The sequence below is a fragment of the Caballeronia sp. S22 genome (assembly GCF_964261745.1).
Lineage (GTDB): Bacteria > Pseudomonadota > Gammaproteobacteria > Burkholderiales > Burkholderiaceae > Caballeronia > Caballeronia jiangsuensis.
The window spans coordinates 324,406-345,169 of sequence record NZ_OZ180035.1 but is presented as its reverse complement, the minus strand read 5'-3'; the positions used below and the strand labels follow the sequence as shown (position 1 = coordinate 345,169).

At 63.8% G+C, this 20,764-nt stretch carries 28 protein-coding genes; 13 read left to right on the top strand and 15 right to left on the bottom strand.

From position 1 onward, the window contains the following. Positions 1–43 precede the first annotated feature (43 nt). Complete coding sequence (locus ACEN42_RS01630; RefSeq protein ID WP_371880495.1) at positions 44–730, top strand: orotate phosphoribosyltransferase; 687 nt, start codon at positions 44–46, stop codon at positions 728–730. 79 nt (positions 731–809) lie between these two features. On the opposite strand, the gene ACEN42_RS01625 is transcribed toward ACEN42_RS01630, so the two are convergent. After that, positions 810–1,520 carry a response regulator gene (locus ACEN42_RS01625; protein WP_187606601.1) on the bottom strand — a complete coding sequence of 237 codons (711 nt, stop codon included), beginning with the start codon at positions 1,518–1,520 and terminating at the stop codon, positions 810–812. Between the two features lie 290 nt (positions 1,521–1,810). Here ACEN42_RS01625 and ACEN42_RS01620 point away from each other — a divergent pair, with 290 nt between their 5' ends. The 3 genes from ACEN42_RS01620 (at position 1,811) to argC (ending at position 4,135) form a co-directional block, all read left to right on the top strand. Continuing rightward, positions 1,811–2,401, top strand: coding sequence for a YbhB/YbcL family Raf kinase inhibitor-like protein (locus ACEN42_RS01620; RefSeq protein WP_371880494.1), 591 nt, complete (start codon positions 1,811–1,813; stop codon positions 2,399–2,401). Positions 2,402–2,520: 119 nt separating this feature from the next. Next, on the top strand, positions 2,521–3,135 hold the full coding sequence (locus ACEN42_RS01615; RefSeq protein WP_035509487.1) for a flavodoxin family protein: 615 nt from the start codon (positions 2,521–2,523) through the stop codon (positions 3,133–3,135). Positions 3,136–3,181: 46 nt separating this feature from the next. Beyond that, positions 3,182–4,135 (top strand): N-acetyl-gamma-glutamyl-phosphate reductase, encoded by a 954-nt coding sequence (gene argC, locus ACEN42_RS01610; RefSeq protein ID WP_371880493.1) that lies wholly within the window; start codon positions 3,182–3,184, stop codon positions 4,133–4,135. 232 nt (positions 4,136–4,367) lie between these two features. Here argC and ACEN42_RS01605 read toward each other — a convergent pair whose 3' ends face one another. The 4 genes from ACEN42_RS01605 to ACEN42_RS01590 all read right to left on the bottom strand — a co-directional run bounded on the left by ACEN42_RS01605 (position 4,368) and on the right by ACEN42_RS01590 (position 6,933). Next, a complete protein-coding gene (locus ACEN42_RS01605) occupies positions 4,368–4,733 on the bottom strand; it encodes a response regulator (RefSeq protein WP_371880492.1) in 366 nt (121 codons plus the stop codon). Positions 4,734–4,740: 7 nt separating this feature from the next. Further along, entirely contained in the window at positions 4,741–5,181 is a 441-nt protein-coding gene (locus tag ACEN42_RS01600) for a hypothetical protein (protein WP_371880491.1), read from the bottom strand. Positions 5,182–5,334: 153 nt separating this feature from the next. Then, positions 5,335–5,964, bottom strand: coding sequence for a LysE family translocator (locus tag ACEN42_RS01595; protein ID WP_309881622.1), 630 nt, complete (start codon positions 5,962–5,964; stop codon positions 5,335–5,337). 96 nt (positions 5,965–6,060) lie between these two features. Beyond that, positions 6,061–6,933, bottom strand: coding sequence for an NAD(P)-dependent oxidoreductase (locus ACEN42_RS01590; protein WP_187606594.1), 873 nt, complete (start codon positions 6,931–6,933; stop codon positions 6,061–6,063). Positions 6,934–7,049: 116 nt separating this feature from the next. On the opposite strand from ACEN42_RS01590, the gene ACEN42_RS01585 reads away from it, so the two are divergent. Both ACEN42_RS01585 and ACEN42_RS01580 read left to right on the top strand, forming a co-directional pair. Next, positions 7,050–7,805, top strand: coding sequence for a Mut7-C RNAse domain-containing protein (locus ACEN42_RS01585; RefSeq protein WP_371880490.1), 756 nt, complete (start codon positions 7,050–7,052; stop codon positions 7,803–7,805). A gap of 50 nt (positions 7,806–7,855) precedes the next feature. Further along, positions 7,856–8,137 (top strand): hypothetical protein, encoded by a 282-nt coding sequence (locus ACEN42_RS01580; protein WP_284508889.1) that lies wholly within the window; start codon positions 7,856–7,858, stop codon positions 8,135–8,137. Between the two features lie 4 nt (positions 8,138–8,141). On the opposite strand, the gene ACEN42_RS01575 is transcribed toward ACEN42_RS01580, so the two are convergent. The 5 genes from ACEN42_RS01575 to ACEN42_RS01555 form a co-directional block, all read right to left on the bottom strand. Then, positions 8,142–8,453, bottom strand: coding sequence for a cupin domain-containing protein (locus tag ACEN42_RS01575; RefSeq protein ID WP_371880489.1), 312 nt, complete (start codon positions 8,451–8,453; stop codon positions 8,142–8,144). Positions 8,454–8,463: 10 nt separating this feature from the next. Then, complete coding sequence (locus ACEN42_RS01570; RefSeq protein ID WP_238217998.1) at positions 8,464–9,753, bottom strand: MFS transporter; 1,290 nt, start codon at positions 9,751–9,753, stop codon at positions 8,464–8,466. 198 nt (positions 9,754–9,951) lie between these two features. Then, entirely contained in the window at positions 9,952–10,269 is a 318-nt protein-coding gene (locus tag ACEN42_RS01565; protein ID WP_035509424.1) for a high-potential iron-sulfur protein, read from the bottom strand. A 134-nt stretch (positions 10,270–10,403) separates the two neighbouring features. Next, entirely contained in the window at positions 10,404–11,504 is a 1,101-nt protein-coding gene (locus ACEN42_RS01560; protein WP_371880488.1) for an NAD(P)/FAD-dependent oxidoreductase, read from the bottom strand. A gap of 186 nt (positions 11,505–11,690) precedes the next feature. Next, positions 11,691–12,668 (bottom strand): AAA family ATPase, encoded by a 978-nt coding sequence (locus ACEN42_RS01555; RefSeq protein WP_371880487.1) that lies wholly within the window; start codon positions 12,666–12,668, stop codon positions 11,691–11,693. Positions 12,669–12,995: 327 nt separating this feature from the next. Here ACEN42_RS01555 and ACEN42_RS01550 point away from each other — a divergent pair, with 327 nt between their 5' ends. Beyond that, entirely contained in the window at positions 12,996–13,517 is a 522-nt protein-coding gene (locus ACEN42_RS01550; RefSeq protein WP_238295122.1) for a hypothetical protein, read from the top strand. A gap of 50 nt (positions 13,518–13,567) precedes the next feature. Then, on the top strand, positions 13,568–14,374 hold the full coding sequence (locus tag ACEN42_RS01545; protein WP_238217997.1) for an endonuclease/exonuclease/phosphatase family protein: 807 nt from the start codon (positions 13,568–13,570) through the stop codon (positions 14,372–14,374). A gap of 8 nt (positions 14,375–14,382) precedes the next feature. Here the strand turns inward: ACEN42_RS01545 and ACEN42_RS01540 are convergent, their stop codons facing one another. After that, complete coding sequence (locus ACEN42_RS01540) at positions 14,383–14,784, bottom strand: response regulator (RefSeq protein WP_309881634.1); 402 nt, start codon at positions 14,782–14,784, stop codon at positions 14,383–14,385. Between the two features lie 182 nt (positions 14,785–14,966). Between ACEN42_RS01540 and ACEN42_RS01535 the strand changes: the two genes are divergently transcribed. After that, positions 14,967–15,563, top strand: coding sequence for an alpha-ketoglutarate-dependent dioxygenase AlkB (locus tag ACEN42_RS01535; RefSeq protein WP_371880486.1), 597 nt, complete (start codon positions 14,967–14,969; stop codon positions 15,561–15,563). Positions 15,564–15,569: 6 nt separating this feature from the next. Here ACEN42_RS01535 and ACEN42_RS01530 read toward each other — a convergent pair whose 3' ends face one another. Next, positions 15,570–15,968 carry a RidA family protein gene (locus ACEN42_RS01530; protein WP_035509438.1) on the bottom strand — a complete coding sequence of 133 codons (399 nt, stop codon included), beginning with the start codon at positions 15,966–15,968 and terminating at the stop codon, positions 15,570–15,572. 110 nt (positions 15,969–16,078) lie between these two features. On the opposite strand from ACEN42_RS01530, the gene ACEN42_RS01525 reads away from it, so the two are divergent. Next, on the top strand, positions 16,079–16,573 hold the full coding sequence (locus ACEN42_RS01525) for an MgtC/SapB family protein (RefSeq protein WP_371880485.1): 495 nt from the start codon (positions 16,079–16,081) through the stop codon (positions 16,571–16,573). Here the strand turns inward: ACEN42_RS01525 and ACEN42_RS01520 are convergent. The 3 genes from ACEN42_RS01520 to arsC all read right to left on the bottom strand — a co-directional run bounded on the left by ACEN42_RS01520 (position 16,570) and on the right by arsC (position 18,793). Then, the gene (locus ACEN42_RS01520) at positions 16,570–17,742 is read right to left on the bottom strand and encodes a GGDEF domain-containing protein (RefSeq protein ID WP_371880484.1); all 1,173 of its coding nucleotides are present in this window, start codon (positions 17,740–17,742) and stop codon (positions 16,570–16,572) included. The two genes, ACEN42_RS01525 and ACEN42_RS01520, sit on opposite strands and share 4 nt — an antisense overlap. Before the next feature lie 221 nt (positions 17,743–17,963). Further along, a complete protein-coding gene (locus ACEN42_RS01515) occupies positions 17,964–18,245 on the bottom strand; it encodes a hypothetical protein (RefSeq protein WP_035509499.1) in 282 nt (93 codons plus the stop codon). A gap of 125 nt (positions 18,246–18,370) precedes the next feature. Then, complete coding sequence (arsC, locus tag ACEN42_RS01510) at positions 18,371–18,793, bottom strand: arsenate reductase (glutaredoxin) (RefSeq protein WP_371880483.1); 423 nt, start codon at positions 18,791–18,793, stop codon at positions 18,371–18,373. Positions 18,794–19,257: 464 nt separating this feature from the next. Here arsC and ACEN42_RS01505 point away from each other — a divergent pair, with 464 nt between their 5' ends. The 3 genes from ACEN42_RS01505 to ACEN42_RS01495 all read left to right on the top strand — a co-directional run bounded on the left by ACEN42_RS01505 (position 19,258) and on the right by ACEN42_RS01495 (position 20,758). After that, positions 19,258–19,563, top strand: coding sequence for a hypothetical protein (locus tag ACEN42_RS01505; protein WP_238217991.1), 306 nt, complete (start codon positions 19,258–19,260; stop codon positions 19,561–19,563). A gap of 104 nt (positions 19,564–19,667) precedes the next feature. Next, positions 19,668–19,934, top strand: a complete 267-nt coding sequence (locus ACEN42_RS01500; protein ID WP_371880482.1) for a cupin domain-containing protein — start codon at positions 19,668–19,670, stop codon at positions 19,932–19,934. Between the two features lie 8 nt (positions 19,935–19,942). Further along, on the top strand, positions 19,943–20,758 hold the full coding sequence (locus ACEN42_RS01495; protein ID WP_371880481.1) for a DUF72 domain-containing protein: 816 nt from the start codon (positions 19,943–19,945) through the stop codon (positions 20,756–20,758). Positions 20,759–20,764: the final 6 nt, after the last annotated feature.

The following is a 20,764-nucleotide window of genomic DNA, read 5'->3' as shown; positions in this document are numbered from 1 at the left end:
CCTCCCGCTTCTTCAAGCGCCACACAAGTCCAAGGATTCGCCCATGACAGGCTTCGATCGCCAGACGATCTCCGACACCACCGCCAAGATGCTGCTCGAAGTGCAGGCGGTGCACTTCAACGCGGAAAAACCGTACATCTTCACGTCCGGCTGGGCGAGCCCGGTGTATATCGACTGCCGCAAGCTGATCTCGTATCCGCGCGTGCGCCGCGGCCTGATGGAGATGGCCGAAGCGACGATTCTGCGCGATGTCGGCTACGAGCAGATCGATGCCGTCGCCGGCGGTGAGACCGCGGGCATCCCGTTGGCCGCCTGGATCGCCGACCGCCTGATGGTGCCGATGCAGTACGTCCGCAAGAAGCCGAAGGGTTTCGGCCGCAATGCGCAGATCGAAGGTTTGCTGACCGAAGGCCAGCGCGTGCTGCTGGTCGAAGATCTAACCACGGACAGCCGCAGCAAGATCAACTTCATCAACGCGCTGCGCACGGCGGGCGCGACGGTGAACCACTGCTTCGTGCTCTTCCACTACAACATCTTCAAGGAGAGCGTGTCGGTGTTGAAGGACATCGACGTCGATCTGCACGCGCTCGCCACCTGGTGGGACGTGCTGCGCGTCGCGAAGGAGCAAGGCTACTTCGAGTCGAAGACGCTCGATGAAGTCGAGAAATTCCTGCACTCGCCGGCGGAATGGTCGGCTGCGCACGGCGGTGCGACCGCTGCTCCGCAATAAGTATTAACGTCCGCGAAGCAATGATAAAAAAAGCCGCTGATCGAAATCAGCGGCTTTTTTATTTGGCAAGCAAAATCGTCTATAGCGAATTCGGATTGGGAAGCGAGTCGTCGAGCGAACCGTCGCCGGAATATGCCGAAAGATTCATTAACCCGTTACTTTGCGCGTACTGAAACAATTCGGAATCGCGCTCGATGCCGAGTTTTCGCATTGCGGTGTTCTTTTGCGTGCTGATGGTTTTGATACTGCGCCGCAATTGTCCTGCAATTTCCGTGATCGTCATGCCCGAAACAAACAGGCGCACCACTTCGAGTTCGCGCTTGGACAGGATCACGCTGCGTTGCTGCCCGCTCGAACTGAGCCCCATGCTGTCGAGTGCCGCCTTCACGGACGGCCCGAGATATTCCTGCCCGCGCATGACGTGCTGGATGGCCCAGCCGATGTGGTTCATGTCGTCGGCCTTGTTGATGATCGACATCACGCCCACTTCGCGCAAACGTTTGAGCAAGGCCGGATTCTCGAGCATGGTGAGCACGACAAGCTTCACCCGCGGGAATTGCCGGCCGATATAACCGAGCAGGGGCATGCCGTCGCCGTACGAGCCGCCGGGCATGGCGAGATCGGTGACGAGGACGTCGCATGGCTCCTTCTGAAGCAACTGGATGAGTTCGGTCGACTGGCGCGCCTGGCCGATAACGTCCACCTCCGGAAACTTGTTGAGCGCCTGTGCCGCGCCAAACAGAATGACGGGATGATCGTCGGCGATGATGACTTTTATTCGCTGGCTCATTTAACTTCTCCTGTATTTCGGTCGATTAGTTGCCGCGCGAATCTGCGTCGAATTACTCATTTCTACGTTTAATAGAGTCAGAAGTCATCGCCGTCAAGGCGCTGCGTGCTACGTCCAAGCCGCTGGGCGCGCAACGCGCCATCGGTAAAGTCTCAAGGATGTAAAGCTTTAATGCTTTGTTGCAATGTTAAACTGCAAGCTGGTACGAAGCGCATCATGAGACAAAAAACATCGTTGCAGCCGGCGAAACGCTGCTATAACGCGCGACGATACTGACAGGAGTTCAGCCCATGCGCCTCTCCGGGCGACGCGTGAGTTCGACTGGCCTTGCCGCATCAGTACTCTTCATCGCCCTGGCGGCGGCGTTTTTCGCGTATTCGCACGAGGTCACCGCCGACCCCGCTTTCACCGTGTCCAGCACGGACCTCGCGCCTGGCAAGACCATCGGGCGCGATCTGCTTTTCGATCAGTCGGAGTGCAAGGGCAGCAACCGCTCGCCGCAGATTTCCTGGCATGGCGCACCCGCAAACGCCCGCAGCTTCGCTGTAACGATCTTCGATCCCGACGCGCACGGACGCGGCTGGTGGCACTGGGCGGTCGCGGGCATCCCGATCGGCACGGATCGCCTGCCGAACAACGCGAGCGCGTCGGGGGCGCTGCGCAAGATGGGCGCCATCGAAGCGCGCAACGACTGGGATACGGACGGCTACGGCGGCCCGTGCCCGCCGCCCGGCAAGCCGCATCGCTACATAGTGACTGTTTACGCGCTCGACAGCGCCGATCTGCGCCTGCGTCAGGGCACGCCCGCGCTCATGTTCGAGCACGAAATCCGCACGATGACGATCGCCAGCGCACAGCTCACGTTCACATACGGCCGCTAATCTGAAGTCGAGAACCGTGCGCTCACGCCGCTCGGCGAAAAATTGTCTTTGCTAGACTGGCCCGGACCGTCCGCAAGGCACGCGTGCGCGGCGCGGCGCAGGAACGACTCGGGGAGACCATGCCGAACATCATCATCGTTTATCACAGTGGCTACGGCCACACGAAGAAGGTCGCCGAAGCGGTGCTCGGCGGCGCGACCGACGCCGGCGCCAACGTGAAACTGATCGCCGTCGCCGAACTCGACGATGCCGCCTGGGCAGAACTGGACGCCGCCGACGCCATCGTGTTCGGCGCGCCGACCTACATGGGCGGGCCGTCCGCCGACTTCAAGAAGTTCGCCGACGCGAGTTCGAAGCCCTGGTTCGCGCAGAAATGGAAGGACAAGATCGCGGCCGGATTCACCAATTCGGCCCACATGAACGGCGACAAATTCCTGACCATCTCGTATTTCGTCACGCTGGCGATGCAGCACGGCATGGTCTGGATCGGCACCGGCATGATGCCGTCTAACACGAAGGCTGCCACGCGCAACGATCTGAACTTCGTCGGCGGCTTTACGGGTCTCCTGACGCAATCGCCCGCCGACGCCTCGCCGGACGAAGCGCCGCCGCCCGGCGATCTCGAAACGGCGAAGGTCTTCGGCGCGCGCATCGCCGCGGTGACGGCGCGCTGGATCGGCAATCGCGGCGGCGTCGAAGACGGCGGACATCAGCCCGTCTCGGAATCGCACTAAAATGTCGGTTTTGCGGCGAGCGCCCGCACGAACCAGCGAGATCGAGATGACCACGAAAGTATTTGTCGACGGACAGGAAGGCACCACCGGCCTGAAGATTTTCGAATATCTGTCGCAGCGCCGTGACATCGAGGTGTTGCGTATCGAAGAAGCGAAGCGCAAGGACATCGAGGAGCGCCGCCGGCTCATCAACGCGTCGGACGTGACGTTCCTGTGCCTGCCGGATGTCGCGTCGCGCGAATCGGTTTCGCTCGTCGACCGCGACAACACGCGCACCGTGATGATCGATGCGAGCACGGCTTTCCGCACGCAGGACGACTGGGCGTACGGCCTGCCCGAACTCACGCGCGCGCAGCGCGAGCGTCTGCGCACGTCGAAGCGCATCGCCGTGCCGGGCTGCCACGCGTCGGCGTTCGTGCTGTCGGTGCAGCCGCTCGTCGCGGGCAGCCTCGTTCCCGCCAACTTCGACGCGCACGCTTATTCGATCACCGGCTACAGCGGCGGCGGCAAGAAAATGATCGCGGAGTTCGAAGCGGGCGGCAACGAACGACTCATGAGCCCGCGCGCGTACGCGCTGGGTCTGACGCACAAGCATCTGCCGGAAATGTCGGTGCGCGCGGGCCTCGCGCGCGCGCCGGTCTTTACGCCGATCGTCGGCCCGTTCCTGAAAGGTCTCGCGGTGACGACGTATTTCTCGCCGGACCAGCTTTCGCGGCGGGCGAAGCCACAGGACGTGCGCGACATGCTCGCCGAGTATTACAACAACGAGCCGTTCGTGCGCGTGATGCCGTTCGACACCGAGAGCAATCTCGACGACGGTTTCTTCGACGTGCAAGCCTGCAACGACACGAATCGCGTCGATATCTTCGTGTTCGGCAACGACGAGCGCTTCGTGACGGTCGCGCGTCTGGACAATCTCGGCAAGGGCGCGTCGGGCGCGGCGATCCAGTGTATGAATCTGGCGATCGGCGCGGAGGAAGAGACGGGTCTCGCCCGCTGACACATTTCGCGGGAAACCAGAAGGCCGATTCGCTCCACAGCGGATCGGCCTTTTTTGCCTCCGTCGATGCAGCGCAACATTAAACCGTACGGACGAAAAAAAGCCCGCCAAAGCTGGCGGGCTGAATCCATATCAGTGGAGACATGGAGGAGACAGGAGTAAATATACCAATAATATTGGTGCGTCGCAACATCGCGTGTTGCAGCGGACCGACACACGCGATCGATGCAAATCAGGGCTGCATCATCGACAGGATGAATTGCAGTTGGTCCGCGGATATCGGCTTGACGAGGTGAACATCGAAACCGGCGTCGAGCGTTATTTCCCGATGCTGCGGCTGTCCCCAGCCCGTCAGCGCGACCAGCATTCGCGCTTGGCCGTTCGGCAATGCACGCAACGCGCGCGCCGCCGCGAGACCATCGACGAGCGGCATGCCGAGATCGAGAATCACGACTTCCGGATCGAACTGCGCGGCGACATCGACGGCTTGCGCGCCGTTCGCCACGAGCGCCACTTCGTGGCCCATGCCGGTCAGCAGATTCGCGAGGCCGGAAAGCGCATCGTCGTCGTCATCGGCTATGAGGATGCGCTTGCTCACGATGGCCTCACCGGGAACCGTAGATTTCGAGTTTCAACTTGTTCGAGCCCGCCTGCGCCGCCGTAATCTCGGTGCGCGCGCCGCGTGCGCCCAGATAGAAATGCTGGCGCGCGGGCGAATTCTGGTCGTGCGTCGCGTCGGGCAGACACGATGCGATGTCCGCCGCGACACCCTGCAGCGCGTCGCCGCTGGCGCCGCCGTGCGGCGTCCACGTGCATCGATAGTTCGTCTGCGATGCGGCGCACTTCGCGTCGTCGCCGTAAGGCAGCGCGACGGCGCGGCCATCGATCGCGGAAAGCGATGAAAAATTCGGGGCGGCAGCCACGATGCGCTTGAGCGCATCGCAGGGACTCGGTGTGTCGTCGGCGTGCGCGGAAGTCGTCGCCAGTACGCCGAAACAGAGCGCGAGAAGCGCGGCGCAAGCGGGGCGTCGGACAAACACATGCATGAGGCGCCTCCTTTTTAGCTGTTTTTCTGGGTTCGCCGCGAACCGGGACGAGCGCGACTATGCGCCCGCCCGCCCTGCAAGTCTGTTCGAAAGCGAATGAAGCACTGCAAAGGAGAGCAAGCCGTGCACCCGTTCATACAGACGTTTGAATCGTCAATGGCGCACGAGCGCCATCATTGCGCCGAAGCCGACGAACACGCCGCCCGTCAAACGGTTGAACGCCCGCGCGACGTTCGCGCTTTTCAGCTTGTCGCCGATGCGCGCGCCGAGACCCGCGTACACGGCGTACCAGCTCACTTCGATCACGGCGAACGTCGACACGAGCACCGCGAATTGCGGCAAGACCGGCCGGCTCGCGTCGATGAACTGCGGCAGCAGCGCCGCCGCGAAGAGGATCGCCTTCGGATTGCTGCTCGCGACGAGAAAGCCGTTGCGAAAGAGCGTGAAGCGTCGGGAAGAATGCGCGGCGCCGCTGTCATCGCGAACATCGACGGCGCTCGCTTTCGCGCGCCAGCTCTTCACGCCGAGCCAGACGAGATATGCCGCGCCGATCAGACGCAGCGTATCGAAGAGACGCGGCCACGCTTCGAGAAACACGCCCAGGCCCGCCGCCGATACCGACAACATGATGACGAGCGCCGTGAGACAGCCGGCCATGGTGGCCGTCGAACGTTTGAGACCATGACGCGCGCCGTGCGTCATGACGAGCAGCATGTTGGGACCGGGAATCGCGGAAACGACAAAGACAGTGGCGACGAACAGCCACCAGAGATGCAGACTCATTGCGGCGTGGCGGAGAAAAGAACGGGACTCGCATTATGCCGTCTGCCCGCGCCGATCCGGGCACAACGCCGCCTTCGCCACACCGCGGAAATGGAATCAGCCTCCGGCGCGACGGGCCGCGACCTGACCGAGCACGGCGAAGTCCTTCTCGCCGTCGCCGTGCGCGAGTGCATCGACGAGGTTGTCGCGTACGACGCTCGCCACGGGCAGCGGCACGTTCACAGCATCGCCGGCGGCGATCGCGAGACGCACGTCCTTCAGCCCGAGCCGCGCCTTGAAGAGCGCGGGCTCGTAGCGGCGCTCCGCGATCATCTTCCCGTAGCCCTGATACACCGGACCCGGAAACAGCGAATTCGTGATGACATCGAGCAGCGTCTGCGCTTCGATGCCGTGGCCGGTCACGAGCGCCGCGGCCTCGCCGAAGCTTTCGATCGCCGATGCGAGCATGAAATTCGCCGCGAGCTTGAGCACGTTCGCGTGCTGCGGTTCGCTGCCGACGCGCCAGGTTTTCTGGCCGATCGCATCGAGCACGGGCTGCACGCGGTCGATCGCATCGCTCGCGCCCGCCGCGAGAATGTTGAGCTTGCCCGCCGCCGCGACGTCCGGCCGCCCGAGCACCGGCGCGGCGACATACGCAACGCCGTGCTGCGCGTGAAGTTCGGTCAGCTCGACGGCCAGCGCCGCCGAAATCGTCGCCATGTTGACGTGCACGAGGCCCTTCGGTGCGTGCTTGAGCAAGCCGCCATCGACGAGCACCGAGCGCAGCGCGTGGTCGTCGGCGAGCATGGAGAACGCGGCGTCGCCGGCGAACGCCTGCTCGGGCGTATCGACGACCGTCGCGCCCTGGTCCGCGAGCGCGCGTGTCTTGTCGCGCGAGCGGTTCCAGACGCGCACCGTGTGCCCCGCCTTGAGCGCGTTGCTCGCCATCGCGCCGCCCATTTCGCCAAGTCCAATGAATCCGATATCCATGCTCGCGTCCTCCTTTGCCTTGTTCGCCCGCCGCGCACGGGAAGGCGCGCGGCCCGAGCGCCAGTAGAGCATATCGACGCGAAGCGCGCAGAGGCGCGCAATGCGATACTGGCTGCATGGTCAAGGCGCGCTTTCACTTCCATGGCGAACTGAACGATTTCCTTGCTCGACCCTTGCGCGGGCACGCGTTCGCTTGCGCGTGCGCGAAGTCTTCGTCGACCAAGCACATGATCGAAGCGCTCGGCGTGCCGCACACGGAAGTCGATCTGATCGTAAGTAACGGCCGCCCGGTCGGGTTCGACGCGCAGATCGAGGCGGACGACGTCATCGAGGTCTATCCCGCGCATCACGCACCCGCGGACATGGCGAACGGCGCGCCGCTGCTCCGGCCACCGCTGCGTGCGGCAGACCTGCGCTTCATCGCCGATGCACACCTGGGCGGGCTCGCGCAACTGCTGCGGCTGGCGGGCTTCGACACCCGCTACGACAACAACTTCCCCGACGATGAAATCGAGCAGCTCGCGCACGACGAATCGCGCATCGTGCTCACGCGCGATCGTGAATTGCTCAAGCGCCGAACCGTGTTGCGCGGCTGCTATGTGCGCGCGCTGCAGGCCGACGAACAGTTCCGCGAAGTCTCGGAGCGCCTCGATCTCGTGCAGCACGTGCGGGCGTTCCGGCTCTGCCTGATGTGCAATGCGCCATTGCGTCCGGCCATGCCCGGCGAAATCGATGGCCGCGTGCCCGACGGCGTGCGCGAGCGGCATACACGCTTCGCCACCTGCGACGTATGTCGTCGCGTGTTCTGGGAAGGCTCGCACTGGCGGCGCATGCGCGCGCGAATCGACGCGCTGGCGGAAACGGGCCGCTAGCGCGGTCGTCGCGTTCCGTACAATACGGCCCCTGACCTCAATCCTCGCCCCTGGAGCATCGCGTAAACAAATTTCAACTGGAACAGACCAAGGCATTCAAACTGGCCAACGATCTGAAGCAAGGCGGCCGCGCACGCGCGGGCGGCGCGGACGCGCAAAAAACCGATCGCCGCGAACAGCGCAAGCTCGATCAGGCGAAGGGTCTCGTGCCGTTCGCATGCAAGCTCGATGAAAAGCTCGCGAAGCAACTGAAAGAGCGCGCCGAGGCGCATGAAGGCGGGATGACGGAAGTGCTGGCGGAGTTGCTGGTGAAGGCGGGTCTGGAACGCTAAGGCCTCACACGCTCCCTTCCTTCTCGATCACCAGAATGCGCGCTTCGCCGACGGGTTCGGCGAAATGCTCATCGCCGGCTTGCGCGTGAAAGATATCGCCCGCGCGCAGCGTCAGAACGCGCTCGCCTTCGCCGCCGCGCACGTGCATCCGCACTTCGCCCTGCGTCACGGCGAACACTTCCTCACCGTCGTTCACGTGCCATTTGTACGGCTTGTCCGTCCAGTGCAGACGGCATGACGTGCCGTTCATCACGCAGATATCGAGCGCGCCCCAAGCGCGGTCGGCCGTGAATTTGCCACTTTCGATGACTTTCATTTGATGTCGCCTAGCGGGTGAAATCGCGCGCTTCATCGACGTCCGCGTGGCGCGTCGCCGGAATGCACGCCACCGCGATCAACGAGAGCACGATCCCGCCCATCACGTAAAAGGTGGGCGCGAGTTGCGATCCCGTGACGCGAATGAGCCACGTCACGATGAACTGTCCGAAGCCGCCGAAGATCATGACCGCGATGTTGTACGCGAGTGAGAGCCCCGTCGAGCGCACGTGCGCTGGAAACAGCTCGGCGATGAGCGCGCCGAACGGCCCATAGTAGCCCGAGAGCGCGATCGACAGCACGGCCTGCACGATGACGAGCCGCATCACGCTCGGCTCCGCCGCGAGCCACGCGAAGAGCGGATAGATCACGACGAGCGTGATCGCGAGCGACCACAGCGAAAGCCCTTTGCGTCCGATGCGATCCGACCACGCGCCCGCAACCGGCGAAAGCACCGTCAAGAGCAGATTGCCGACGATCAACGCCGTGAACGACTGCCCGAACGGCAGCTTCAGTTGCTTGACGGCGAAGGTCGGCAGATAGGCGATCAGCACATACACGGTCACCGTCAGCGCGATCACCGAGCCGAGCCCGCACAGCACTTCGCGGCCATGCGTGCTGAACACTTCGCCGAGCGTCGCGCGGCGCGCGGTCTTCTTCGCGTGCAGGAACGCTTCGGTATCGGCCATGTTCCGGCGGATATACAAACCGATCGGCCCGATCACGAGACCGAAGATGAACGGCACGCGCCATCCCCAGGCATCGAGCGCTTCGGGCGAAAGACCGCGCGAGATCGCCGCACCGACGATCGCGCCGAGCAGCAACGAAGCGGCCTGGCTCGCCATCTGGAAACTGCCGTAGAAGCCGCGCTTCGAGAACGGCGCCGCTTCGATCAGCAACGCGGTCGAACTGCCGAACTCGCCGCCCGCGGAGAATCCCTGCAACAGCCTCGCGAACACGATGACGATCGGCGCGCCGATGCCGATCGCCGAATACGGCGGCGCTATCGCGAGCAGCAGGATGCCCAGCGTCATGAGTCCGATCACGAGCGTCAGCGCCGCTTTGCGCCCCGCGCGATCGGCATAGAGACCGAGAACGATGCCGCCCACCGGCCGCATCACGAACGCGACGCCGAAGGTCGCGGTGGTCAGAAGAATCGACGCGTATTCGCTGTCGCTCGGAAAGAACAAGCGGGCGATGACGACCGTCATGAAACCGAACACGGTGAAGTCGTACCACTCCAGCGCGTTGCCGATGACCGCCGCCGTCACGGCGCGCGCGTTCAGTCGTCTTCCTGGCATGCGATCCCCTGTGTGTGCATCGATCGGCGTTAGGTCTGTCCGCGCTCTGTTCGCGTCAATCTAAAGATGCGCACGCGCGGCTCTTTTTGCCTTGGCGAGTGTAAAGACGGTTTTTATCGCGATCAAGCGAATTGCGAACGAAGAAAAGCGCGCCGGACCTTTCGGCCGGGCGCGCTTTTCGTGCGATGTCCTTTGCGCTTATGCCTTCTTCACATACGCGCTGCACCAGCCCTTCGATGCGACCTGCTTGTTGCTGAACATCGGGCACGGCGCGAAGGCGTCCGTCGGCTTGCCCTGATAGAACTGACAGTTGCCGCAGTCCTGCCCGGCGGCGTACTTCGCGAACTTGGCCTTGTCGACCTTGCTCGCGTCTTCCTTGTAGCCGAGTGCCTGCGCGGTGGGATCGCTCTCGGCGACTTTCGGCGCGTCGGCGGCGAAGGCTGCCCGGGAGCCGAGCGCGAACGTCGAGGCGACGCCCGCGCTGGTGATGAGAAACGCGCGACGTGATGTCTTCATGGTGACTCGCTCCATGTTGTATTGGGGGAATAGCGCCGTTCTTGGGCGACGGCGAAATCCGAGCATAACAACCTGCGAGCGACGCGACGACGCCAAATGTTAGAGATAAGGGACGGCGGAAAGTCGCATGTAAGCTAGCGCGCCATATCCGCCACGCGCTCGGCGATCGCGAGCGATGCGGTCAATCCCGGCGATTCGATGCCGAACAGGTTCACGAGCCCCGGCACGCCGTGCGCCGACTTGCCCTGAATCACGAAATCCGCCGCGGCCTGACCCGGACCGGAGAGCTTCGGCCGGATGCCCGCGTAGGCAGGCTGCAATGCGTCGTCGGGCAGACCGGGCCAGTACGCGCGAATCGCGGCGTAGAAGGAATCGGCGCGGCGCGGATCGACATCGTAATTGAGCGCCTGCACCCATTCGACGTCCGGGCCGAATTTCGCCTGCCCGCCGAGATCGATCGTGAGATGCACGCCGAGGCCTGCTTCGTTGGGCATCGGATAAATCAGCCGCTCGAACGGCGCGCGTCCGCTCACGCTGAAGTAATTGCCCTTGGCGAAGTAGAGCGGCGGCACGTGGCGGTCGTCGAGACCGCGAATGCTGCGCGCGATCGCGTTCGCGTGCAGTCCCGCGCTGTTGATCAGATACGACGCGCGGAAACGCGCGGGCGACTCGCCGCCCGTCTCGACGATGAAGCAGCCCTCGCGCGCATCGATGGAAGCGACCGGCGTATGGAACACGATGTTCGCGCCGTGGTTCTCCGCCTGACCCTGTAGCGCCAGCATGTACTGATGACTGTCGACGATACCTGTCAGCGGCGACCACACCGCCTCGACGCATTGCAGTTGCGGCTCCATCTCCGCCGCCTGCGCCCCGCTGATGCGTTCGAGCCCCTTGACGCGATTCTCGATGCCCTTCTGCTGCAGCGCCGCCAGTTGCGGCACCTGATTGCGCGCCGTGGCGACGAGCAGCTTGCCGCATTGCCGGTGCGGCACGCCGTGCTCACGGCAGAACTCGTAGAGCATGTCGCGCCCGCGCAGGCACAACTCGGCCTTCTGCGATCCGCGCGGATAGTAGATGCCCGCGTGAATCACCTCGCTGTTGCGCGAACTCGTACCGATGCCGATGCCCCCGCCCGATTCCAGCACGATGACTTCGCGTCCGCGCATTGCCAGGGCGCGAGCGATCGCCAGTCCGACGACGCCCGCTCCGATTACTACGCACTCGATCCGATCCATGTCTTTTTTCCGCCGCAGATACACCCCAACTATTTTACGTTCGGGACTATTGCGGGATACACAACAAACGCACATCGATCCTACCGTTTTCCGGTGTAATTCAGAAAAAGGCAAGAATCTGGCCGCCAGATGTCAAAAATGACAGGTTTTGGCGGCCTTTTTGGCAAATTCGCGATCGAAGGTTTTTTAGAAACCGATCGCTTTCTTGCGCGAATTGCGGTCGAGCTGGATGTCGCGCGCCTCGATGTGATGCCTTTGGTCGATACGCGCGTTGCCGAACGCGTTGAGAATCGCGCGCCGGATGCCGCGCGGCGACGCCTGCGCGAGCGCGTCGAGCGGCGCATCGCCGAGCGTTTCCGGGAAGCGCGCGCCCCAAGCGTGGGCATTGCGGATTTCGGCGTAAATCGACTGCGCGATGCGTCGCGCGCCTTCGCGATCCGGCGGCGGAATCTCGTAGACGTTCATGCGGTTCATGAGCGGCTCGGGAATCGCGCGCGCGTCGTTGGCCGTCGCGATCCATACGACATTGCCCGCGTTGATCGGCACTTCGGCGAATTCATCGATGAAAGTCTGCGCCGTGTCGTGTTCGAGCAGCGCGTAGAGCGCGCCGAGCGGGTCGTATTGCGCGTCGCCGGTGGCCTTGTCGATTTCATCGACGGTGATCACCGGGTTCGCATAGCTGCCGTTGACGAGCGCGTCGAAGACCTTGCCGGGCTTGGCGTTGCGCCACTGCGACGACGCGCCCGACAGAATCCAGCCCGCCGTGAGCGAGCTCATCGCCACGTAATGACTGGACGTGCCGAGCAACCGCGCGAGCTGCTTCGCGAAATGCGTCTTGCCGATGCCCGGCTCGCCGAGCAGCAGCATCGGCATGAGTTCGAGGCGATCCTCGGTTTCGAGGCACAGCGCGATCTGCTTGCGGATATCGGCGAGCGGCTCTTCGAAATTCGGCAGATCGGCGGCGAGATCGTCGACAGACGGCATGCGGTTCGGCTTCACGCAAAAGCGCAGATTGCCCACCTTGAGCATCTTTTCGTAGGTAGCGCGCAAGGCGTCGCTCGCGCCTTCGGACAGATCGTTGAGCGCGGATTCCACATCGTCGAGACTGTAGACCTTGCTGAACGACGCCACCGCCAGTTCCTGTTTGACCACGGCTGTCGTCATGTCACACCCCGTCATTTTTTATGGTCGACGAGTCCAGTGTATCGACGCCAAAACCGCGTGCAAGCGAGCAGTCGCACACGTGTGCTGCTAATCCGGACGCCCGTTTTCCCCGATAAAGCCACGATCGGCGCGCGCTAGTATCATCGTCGGGATCGAGACAGTGAGCGGGTTCGAAATCTGCTCTGCCCTCAAACGTGTATTTCAGCGGGCGGCTGAACCCGGCCCGCACCGCCGTGTCACAAGGAAGTCGCCGAGGATCGCCGATCCGGCGGGCGCTTTTCGAAGCGCGCCGCCATCCGAACAGTCCGCGCGCAGGAGTCGCTTTCAATGCATAAAACGATACGCACCGCTCTTTTGAATACCGCGCTCGTGACGCTCGCGTGTTTCGCCACGCTCGGCGCGTATGCGCAAACCACGGCGTCGCAGCCGGTGACGTGGGAATTGCAGGTCGTGCGCGACGGCCAACAGATCGACTCGTTTTCCGGCACGACGAACGTCGGCCAGGCGCGCACGGATACGCATCACAACAAGGTGCAGAACCGCGTCGGCTGCGCGGATCAGCCCGCGGGCGATATCGACCTGCAACGCACGATCACCGTCTCGCCGACGCACGCCAGCGCCGACGACGTCACGCTCGCCATCGACGCGCAGGAAACCTTGCAGGAGGACAGCACGCGTGTGACGTCCTCCGGCTGCAAGCTGCCGCCGGTGCCGCGTCAAGTGAGCGGGTCGCATCCGGGCCTCGTGCTCAAGCCGGGCGAATGGGGGCAATGGCAGATCATCGACAGCAACCCGTCGCTCGCCTATCGGGTGCGCGCGAGCCTGGGTTCATCGACGGCGGCGCAATGACAACCGCGGTGACATAGCCTTCAAAGGCCGCCGCTCAAGACAAAGAACGCATGCGAAACCCAGAACATCTTCCGCCAGGTCCGTCCACTCGTTCGGCCACGCCGGATTTCACGGCGGTGAGCTGGAATCTGCACAAGGGACGATCGCCCCTCGGCCTGCGCGCGTGGACAGCGATGCAGCGGTGGGTTCAGACCACCAACGCGGACGTCTATTTCCTTCAGGAAGCGATGGCGCGGCGCATGCCGCAGCCGATGCTCGCAAGCGGCTTCGGCAAGCCGCTCAATGCGCCGCTCGACGATGTCTGGCATTGCCAGGCGACCGAGATCGCCACCGCGCTTGAATTGCAGATCGCGCTCGGGCCGAACGTGTTCAAGCCATCGTGGCGGCACGGCAACGCGATTCTTTCGCCGCATCCGCTCGATCTTTCCGGGCGCTGGGACATCTCGGCACACCGCTTCGAAAAGCGCGGGTTGCTGGTCGCGCGCGCGACGTTCGCCGGGCAGTCGATCACGCTACTGTGCGCGCATCTCGCGCTGACGCGTCAGGCGCGGCTGCGTCAGATGAACTGGATCGCGCACTGGATCGCGAAGGAAGCGCCGGAAGGTCCGCTCGTGCTCGCGGGCGATTTCAACGACTGGCGCAACGACTCCGTGCCGCTCTTCGGCGAGCTTGGCATGCACGAAGTCGCGACGATGCTCGGCGAATCGGGCCGCACGTTTCCGGCGTTTTCGCCCGCGCTCGCGCTCGACAAGATGTTCGTGCGCGGCCTGAAGCCAGTCGAATGGCTCATCCCGACGCAGGACACGGCGTGGCTCTCGGATCACCTGCCGTATATGGCGCGGCTGCGCGTGGAATAGAAAAGCGCTTACGCGCGCGGCCGGGCGAGCAGCGCTTCCAGATCGGTGACGTCGACAGGCTTCGTCAGATGATGATCGAAGCCCGCGTCGAGCGCGCTCTGACGGTCGGCTTCGCTGCCCCAGCCGGTCAACGCGAGCAGCAACACACTTCTGGTCGCCTCGCGCTTTCTCATTTCGCGCGCGACGTCGAAGCCGCTCATGCCCGGCAAGCCGATATCGAGCACGACCACATCGGGTTTGAAATCGTCGATCGATGCGAGCGCGCGCGGGCCGTCATGCTCGGTGCGCACTTCGTGGCCGAGCGCTTCGAGCAGCATCGACATGGCAAGCGCCGCGTCGTCGCTGTCGTCGACGAGCAGAATGCGGCGGCCTGGCGCCGCGCCGCCGCTTGCTTCGGCGGTGATGTTCATGTGATTCCCCGTGAGTCGTCGCCGCGCGAAATCCGGTGTTCCGGCCCTCGCCCGACTTTTTTGAGATGGTTTCGGGAAATGTAGCACAGCGTGTTTGCGCGCCGGAAAATGAGCTCGCAATCACGGCGCGCACGGCTCTGCTATCGTGAATGCTTCATCCGCTGCCGTCCCGCAACACAGCCATGTTCGATCTCTTCGACGACATTCCCAAGCCCGACATCGCGTGGCATCCGGACTGGATCGATGCCGACGAAGGCTCCGATCTGATGGGCGCGCTGATCGCGGAAGTCGGCTGGCAGCAGGACACGATGACGACGCCCGGCGGCCGCGTGCCGCTGCCGCGCCTGACGGCGTGGCAAGGCGAGCCGGACGCGGTCTATGTCTATTCGGGCATCCGCAACGTGCCGCAGCCGTGGACGCCCGCCGTCGCGCATCTGCGCGAGCGCGCCGAAACCGCGTGCGATGCGCGCTTCAACAGCGTGCTGCTGAACCGCTATCGCGGCGGGCTCGACAGCATGGGCTGGCATGCCGACAAGGAACGCGAACTCGGCCCGGAACCCGTGATCGCATCGGTGAGTCTGGGCGCGACGCGCACCTTCGAATTCCGTCACGCGCGCACGCACGCCACGCATACGCTCGCGCTCACGCACGGCAGCCTGCTCGTGATGCGCGGACGCACGCAGCAGGAATGGGTGCATCGCGTGCCGAAGGAGCCGGGCGCACGCGGCGACCGCATCAATCTCACCTTCCGCTGGGTGGATGCGTCGAAGCGCAAGTGAAGCCGCCTACGGACGTTTGGCGACGAAATCGATCTCGACGAGCGCATCGCGCGCAAGCCCCGTCACGCCGATGCACGTGCGCGCCGGCAGCGGCTTCGGCAGAAAGTACGAGCGATACACCGCGTTCATCGCGTCGTAATCGCGCTTGAATTCGGTCAGGAAGATGCGCACGCTGACCACGTTGTCGAGCGTCAGTCCCACGCCGTTCAGCACGAGAACCAGGTTGTCCATCACGCGACGCGTCTGCGCCGCGACGCCTTCAGGCAGCGGCGCGGCATCGTCGTTCGGATCGGTCGGCATCTGGCCGGTGAGGAACACCCAGCCGTCCGCTTCCGCCGCGTGCGAGAAAGGGCCGACGGGCGTCGGCGCGGCATCGACCATCGTGAATTTGGGCAGTTGGCTCACTTCGTCTCCTCGCTTTTTGCTTTCGTATCGTCCACGTTAGCGCGCCAAAATTGCGCGCGTGTTTCCGCCCGTGCGAAGATGATGCGGCTTACGGTTACCTTCTCGCACCGATGCTTCCCTACCCTCTTCTCGTCGACGCCGTGTTGCGCATGCTGAGCGCGATGCTGATCGGCTGCATCATCGGCATCGACCGCGATCTGCACGGCAAGCCGACCGGCATGAAGACGCTCGGGCTCGTGTCGCTCGGCGCGTGCATCGCGACGATGTGCGCGCAAGGCTTCTCGATGACGCCCACCGACGACACGGGTGTCTCCCGCGCCGTGCAGGGCATCGTGACCGGCGTCGGCTTTCTCGGCGCGGGCGTGATCCTGCAGAATCCGCGCGAGAACCGCGTGCGCGGGCTGACCACGGCGGCGTCGATCTGGGTGACGGCGGCCGTCGGCATCGTCTGCGGGCTGGGCGTGTGGAGCGTCGCGTTTATCGCGATGATCCTGATGATCGCGCTGATGACGATCGGGCGCGTCGTCGAGAAGCGTCTTCTGCGGCGCTGGATGAGCAAGCCGGAAGACGAGCGCCAGAAATACGGCGATATCGAAGAGGTTTAAGCGAGCGCGTCCGCGATGGGCGCCTTCACGCGATTGCGGCCCGCGACCTTCGCGGCATAGAGCAGGCCGTCGGCCCGCGCCATCAGCGACGCGAGCGGTTCGTGCCCGTCCCACGCCGCGATGCCCGCGCTGAAGGTGTAATGCAGCACGCCGCCGGGCACATCGCAGGGCGTCGCCTCCACCGTCTTGCGCAGACGCTCGACGAGCGCGGTGACATCCTCGATACGCTCCGCCGTGCAGAACAGACAAAACTCCTCGCCGCCGATGCGCCCGAACGCATCGTCGTCGCGAATGCGCGCTCGCACGATCGACGCGAAATGGCGCAGCACTTCGTCGCCCGCCGCGTGACCGTAGCGGTCGTTGACGCTCTTGAAATGATCGACATCGACGACGGCGACATACTCGCGGCCGCGTTTCTGTCCGGCGCGCGCGAGACGCTCGGCCGCCGTGGCCAGAAATGCTTTTCTCGACAGCGCGCCGGTGAGATCGTCGAAGCGCGCGAGCCGTTCGAGCCGCTGCGCGAGCCGGTCGTGCGCCATCATCACGAGGCCGATGCACAGCGACGGCAACACGAGAATGCCGAGCGCGAGAAACGTGATCTGCATCGGCCCGGGCTGCAGCAGCGCGGCCTGTGCGGGCGGATTCACGGCGTAGATCGCGCCGCGCACCGTGTGGCCGAACGCGCCGAGCGCGGCCGCGCCGACGACGAACAAATAGTTGTAGCGCGGCCGGTCTTTCGGGCGCGCCAGCAGCACGCGGCCGGCGATCGCGAGACAGCAGGCGGCATGAAACGCCGACACGATCACCACGCGCACGTGCACACCCGGCACGACATAGGTGAAATACGCGATGCCCGCCATCACGCCGAGCCACATGATCCAGCCGGTCCAGCGCTGGGCGTGACCCATGCGCACATCGAAGAAATCGTTGCAGCCTTCGTAGATGAGCAGGATCGTCGCGGCGAGCAACTGGTTCGCCACGACGATGCCGAGCCACGCGGGCGCGACGTTCTGCGCGGCGAAGAGCACGAGCGAACCGATTGCGAGCACATTCGCGAGAAGCCAGCGCCGCACGCCCGCGATCGCATGCGAGAGCAGCGAAATCAGCACCAGTATCGAGAGAATGCTCGATAACGCGGTGACGACGAGGATGCTGACGGGACTGAACATCGCTGAAAGTGGACGGGATATCGCTCGTGCTGAAGGAAGACGGCGTTTCGCGCAAAGGGATCGCGGCGAAAGCAGCACGAGTATCCGATATCGCCCACGTATTTACGGCACGAACGGGCGCAGCTTGAACGGTCCGGCGTGCGGCATGCGGTCGCGCATCGACGCAAAAACGCGGCGCAGCCTTTCGGCCCGCCGCGCTCGATTACGCGATTTCCCGCGTTTTACCACCCGTGACGGTCGCGCCAGCGCTCCTCGCGGCGCATCTCGTGATGCCAGCGGCGCTCGCGCCATTCGTGACGGCGCCATTCGCGCTCGCGCCAGTCATCGCGACGGTAGCCGTAGCCATCGCCATATCCGTAATAGCCGACCGGCACCGCGGGCTGCGCGTACACCGGCACGCCGACGCCCACCGCGACATCGACATGTGCATTCGCCGATGCCGACATTGCAAGTGCCACGATCCCCGCCAGCCCGATAACCGTTCCAAGAAGTTTCTTCTTCATGTCGCTTTCTCCTTGCACCGAGTGCTCTGTGAGTCAGTGCAGTCTAAAAAGCGATGCCGGATACAGGTGCAACGGGTTTGCCAGAAAGGTAACGTCAGGTAACGGTCAGCCAGAGCGAATGTGCTCTACCGCACGCGCTTGCCGGATGCATCGATGACGACTTCGCCGTCCTCTTTCGTGAACGGTCCTTTCTGCGCCTCGGGCAGGATGTCGAGCACGAGCTCCGACGGACGGCACAGCCGCACGCCCTTCGGCGTTTCGACGAACGGCCGGTTGATGAGGATCGGATGCGCGAGCATCGCGTCGATGAGCTGATCGTCGGTGAGGCTCGGATCGTCGAGGCCGAGTTCGGCATACGGCGTGCCCTTCTCGCGCAACGCGTCGCGCACGGAAAGCCCCGCGCGGGCGATCAGCGCGACGAGCGATTCGCGGCTCGGCGGATGCGTCAGGTACTCGATCACCGTCGGCTCGATTCCCGCGTTGCGGATCAGTTCGAGCGTGTTGCGCGAGGTTCCACACTTCGGATTGTGGTAGATGGTGACGGTCATTGTCGCGATGTCCCTGCGTTCGTGAGTGAGCGTGATGCACGCCTCGCATTCTAGAACCGAAGCCGCGATGACGCGACCGACAGCCTCATGTCACGCGCGCGACCGTGTCGGAGATGCAAGATCAATTGTGCTGTTCATTCGGACATCCACGGCCTATAACGAAGTGTGCAGCGCGGCATGCGTCTTCTGCGGACCTGCGGGTCCCCTTTCGCCGGCAAGCGCACCGGCGCTCCGTCTGCATCGCATCGGCGAGATGCCGTGCGTGAATCGCACATCAAAAAGTTCGGGAACCGGCCACGGCACACGCAGCCACGCCGTGAACCGGCGCCGATGACCGTTCGGCCGGCGCGCCACGCATGGCACATGCAGGACACGTGGCACGTTCCGTGCGGTCCAACGTTCCGAATCAGCGAAAAGCGTTACGCGTCAATCACGCGAGCGCGCCTTCCGATCAAGGAGTCGACATGAAATCTCGTATCGCCATGGCGGTGCTCGCCGCCTCGTTACTCGCCACTGCCGGCATCGCTTCGGCCCAGCAGACCTACTATCGCACCGCACAGGTCCCAGGACAGGCCACCGCCGATACCTGGACCGATCCCGGCGCGCCTCAGCAAAGCGCGATGCAACAGGACCAATCGACCGACATGTCCTACGGCGGCGCGCCGATGACGCGCGGCGCGGCGGGCGCGACGACGATGAACACGATGGACAGCGCAGCCTCTAAACCCTGTACGCGCGGGCCGCAGTGCAACATCTTCTTCGGCAACTGAGCGCGCAACGAAGCCAGTTCAACTGCGTTAGCATGAGTGCATGACCCGGCGCGTCCGTTCGAAACGAACGGGCGCGCATTCCCTTTTTCTACGGAACGGCCATCATGCACCGCGACGAATTTCTCGCACTTCTTGCCAGCGAAGGCTTTCGCGAAGTCGTCACCGTGACGCGCGAGCCGGACGGTTCGATGGATGCTCATGCGCATCCGTTCGAAGCCAAGGCGCTGATTCTCGAAGGCGATCTCACCATCCGCATCGGCGCCGACGCGAACACGTATCGCCCGGGCGACATCTTCCATCTCGCGACGAACATCGAGCACTCGGAGCAGTACGGTCCCGAGGGCGTCAGCTATCTCGTCGGCCGCAAATAAACGCATTCATGGCTACATCGAAGAGCAAGACAGCGCGTATCCGCGTGGGCATCGGCGGATGGACGTTCGAGCCGTGGCGCGGCACGTTTTATCCCGAAGGCCTCGCGCAAAAACGCGAACTCGAACACGCAAGCCGCGCGCTCACGAGCATCGAAGTGAACGGCACGTTCTATGGGTCGCAAAAGCCGGCGACATTCATCAAGTGGCGAGACGAAACACCCGACGATTTCGTGTTCTCTCTCAAGGCGCCGCGCTACGCGACGAATCGCCGTGTGCTCGCCGAAGCGGGCGACACGATCGAGCGTTTTTTCGGCAGCGGCGTGCTCGAACTGAAGGACAAGCTCGGCCCGATCAACTGGCAATTCGCGACGACCAAGAAGTTCGATCCCGACGATTTCGAACGCTTTCTGGAACTGCTGCCCGCGAAAGTCGAAGGGCGCGCGATTCGTCACGCGATCGAAGTCCGGCACGATAGTTTTTGTGATCCGGCGTTTATCGCGCTCGCGCGAAAGTATCGCGTCGCGGTGGTGATCGCGGGGGATTCGAAGTATCCGCAAATCGCGGATGTGACCGCGCCTTTCGTCTATGCACGCATCATGGGTACGACCGAAAAGCAGGCGAAGGGCTATGCGAAAGCGGCGCTCGATCGATGGACCGAGCGCGCGAAAACGTGGGCCGCAGGAGGCTCGCCGGACGACTTGCAGACCTTCGGCAAGCCCGCGCCGAAAGCGGCGTCGCGCGATGTGTTTCTCTACGTCATCAGCGGCTTCAAGGAGCGCAATCCCGCCGCGGCGATCGCGCTCATCGACCGGTTGAAGAAATAAGCGCGC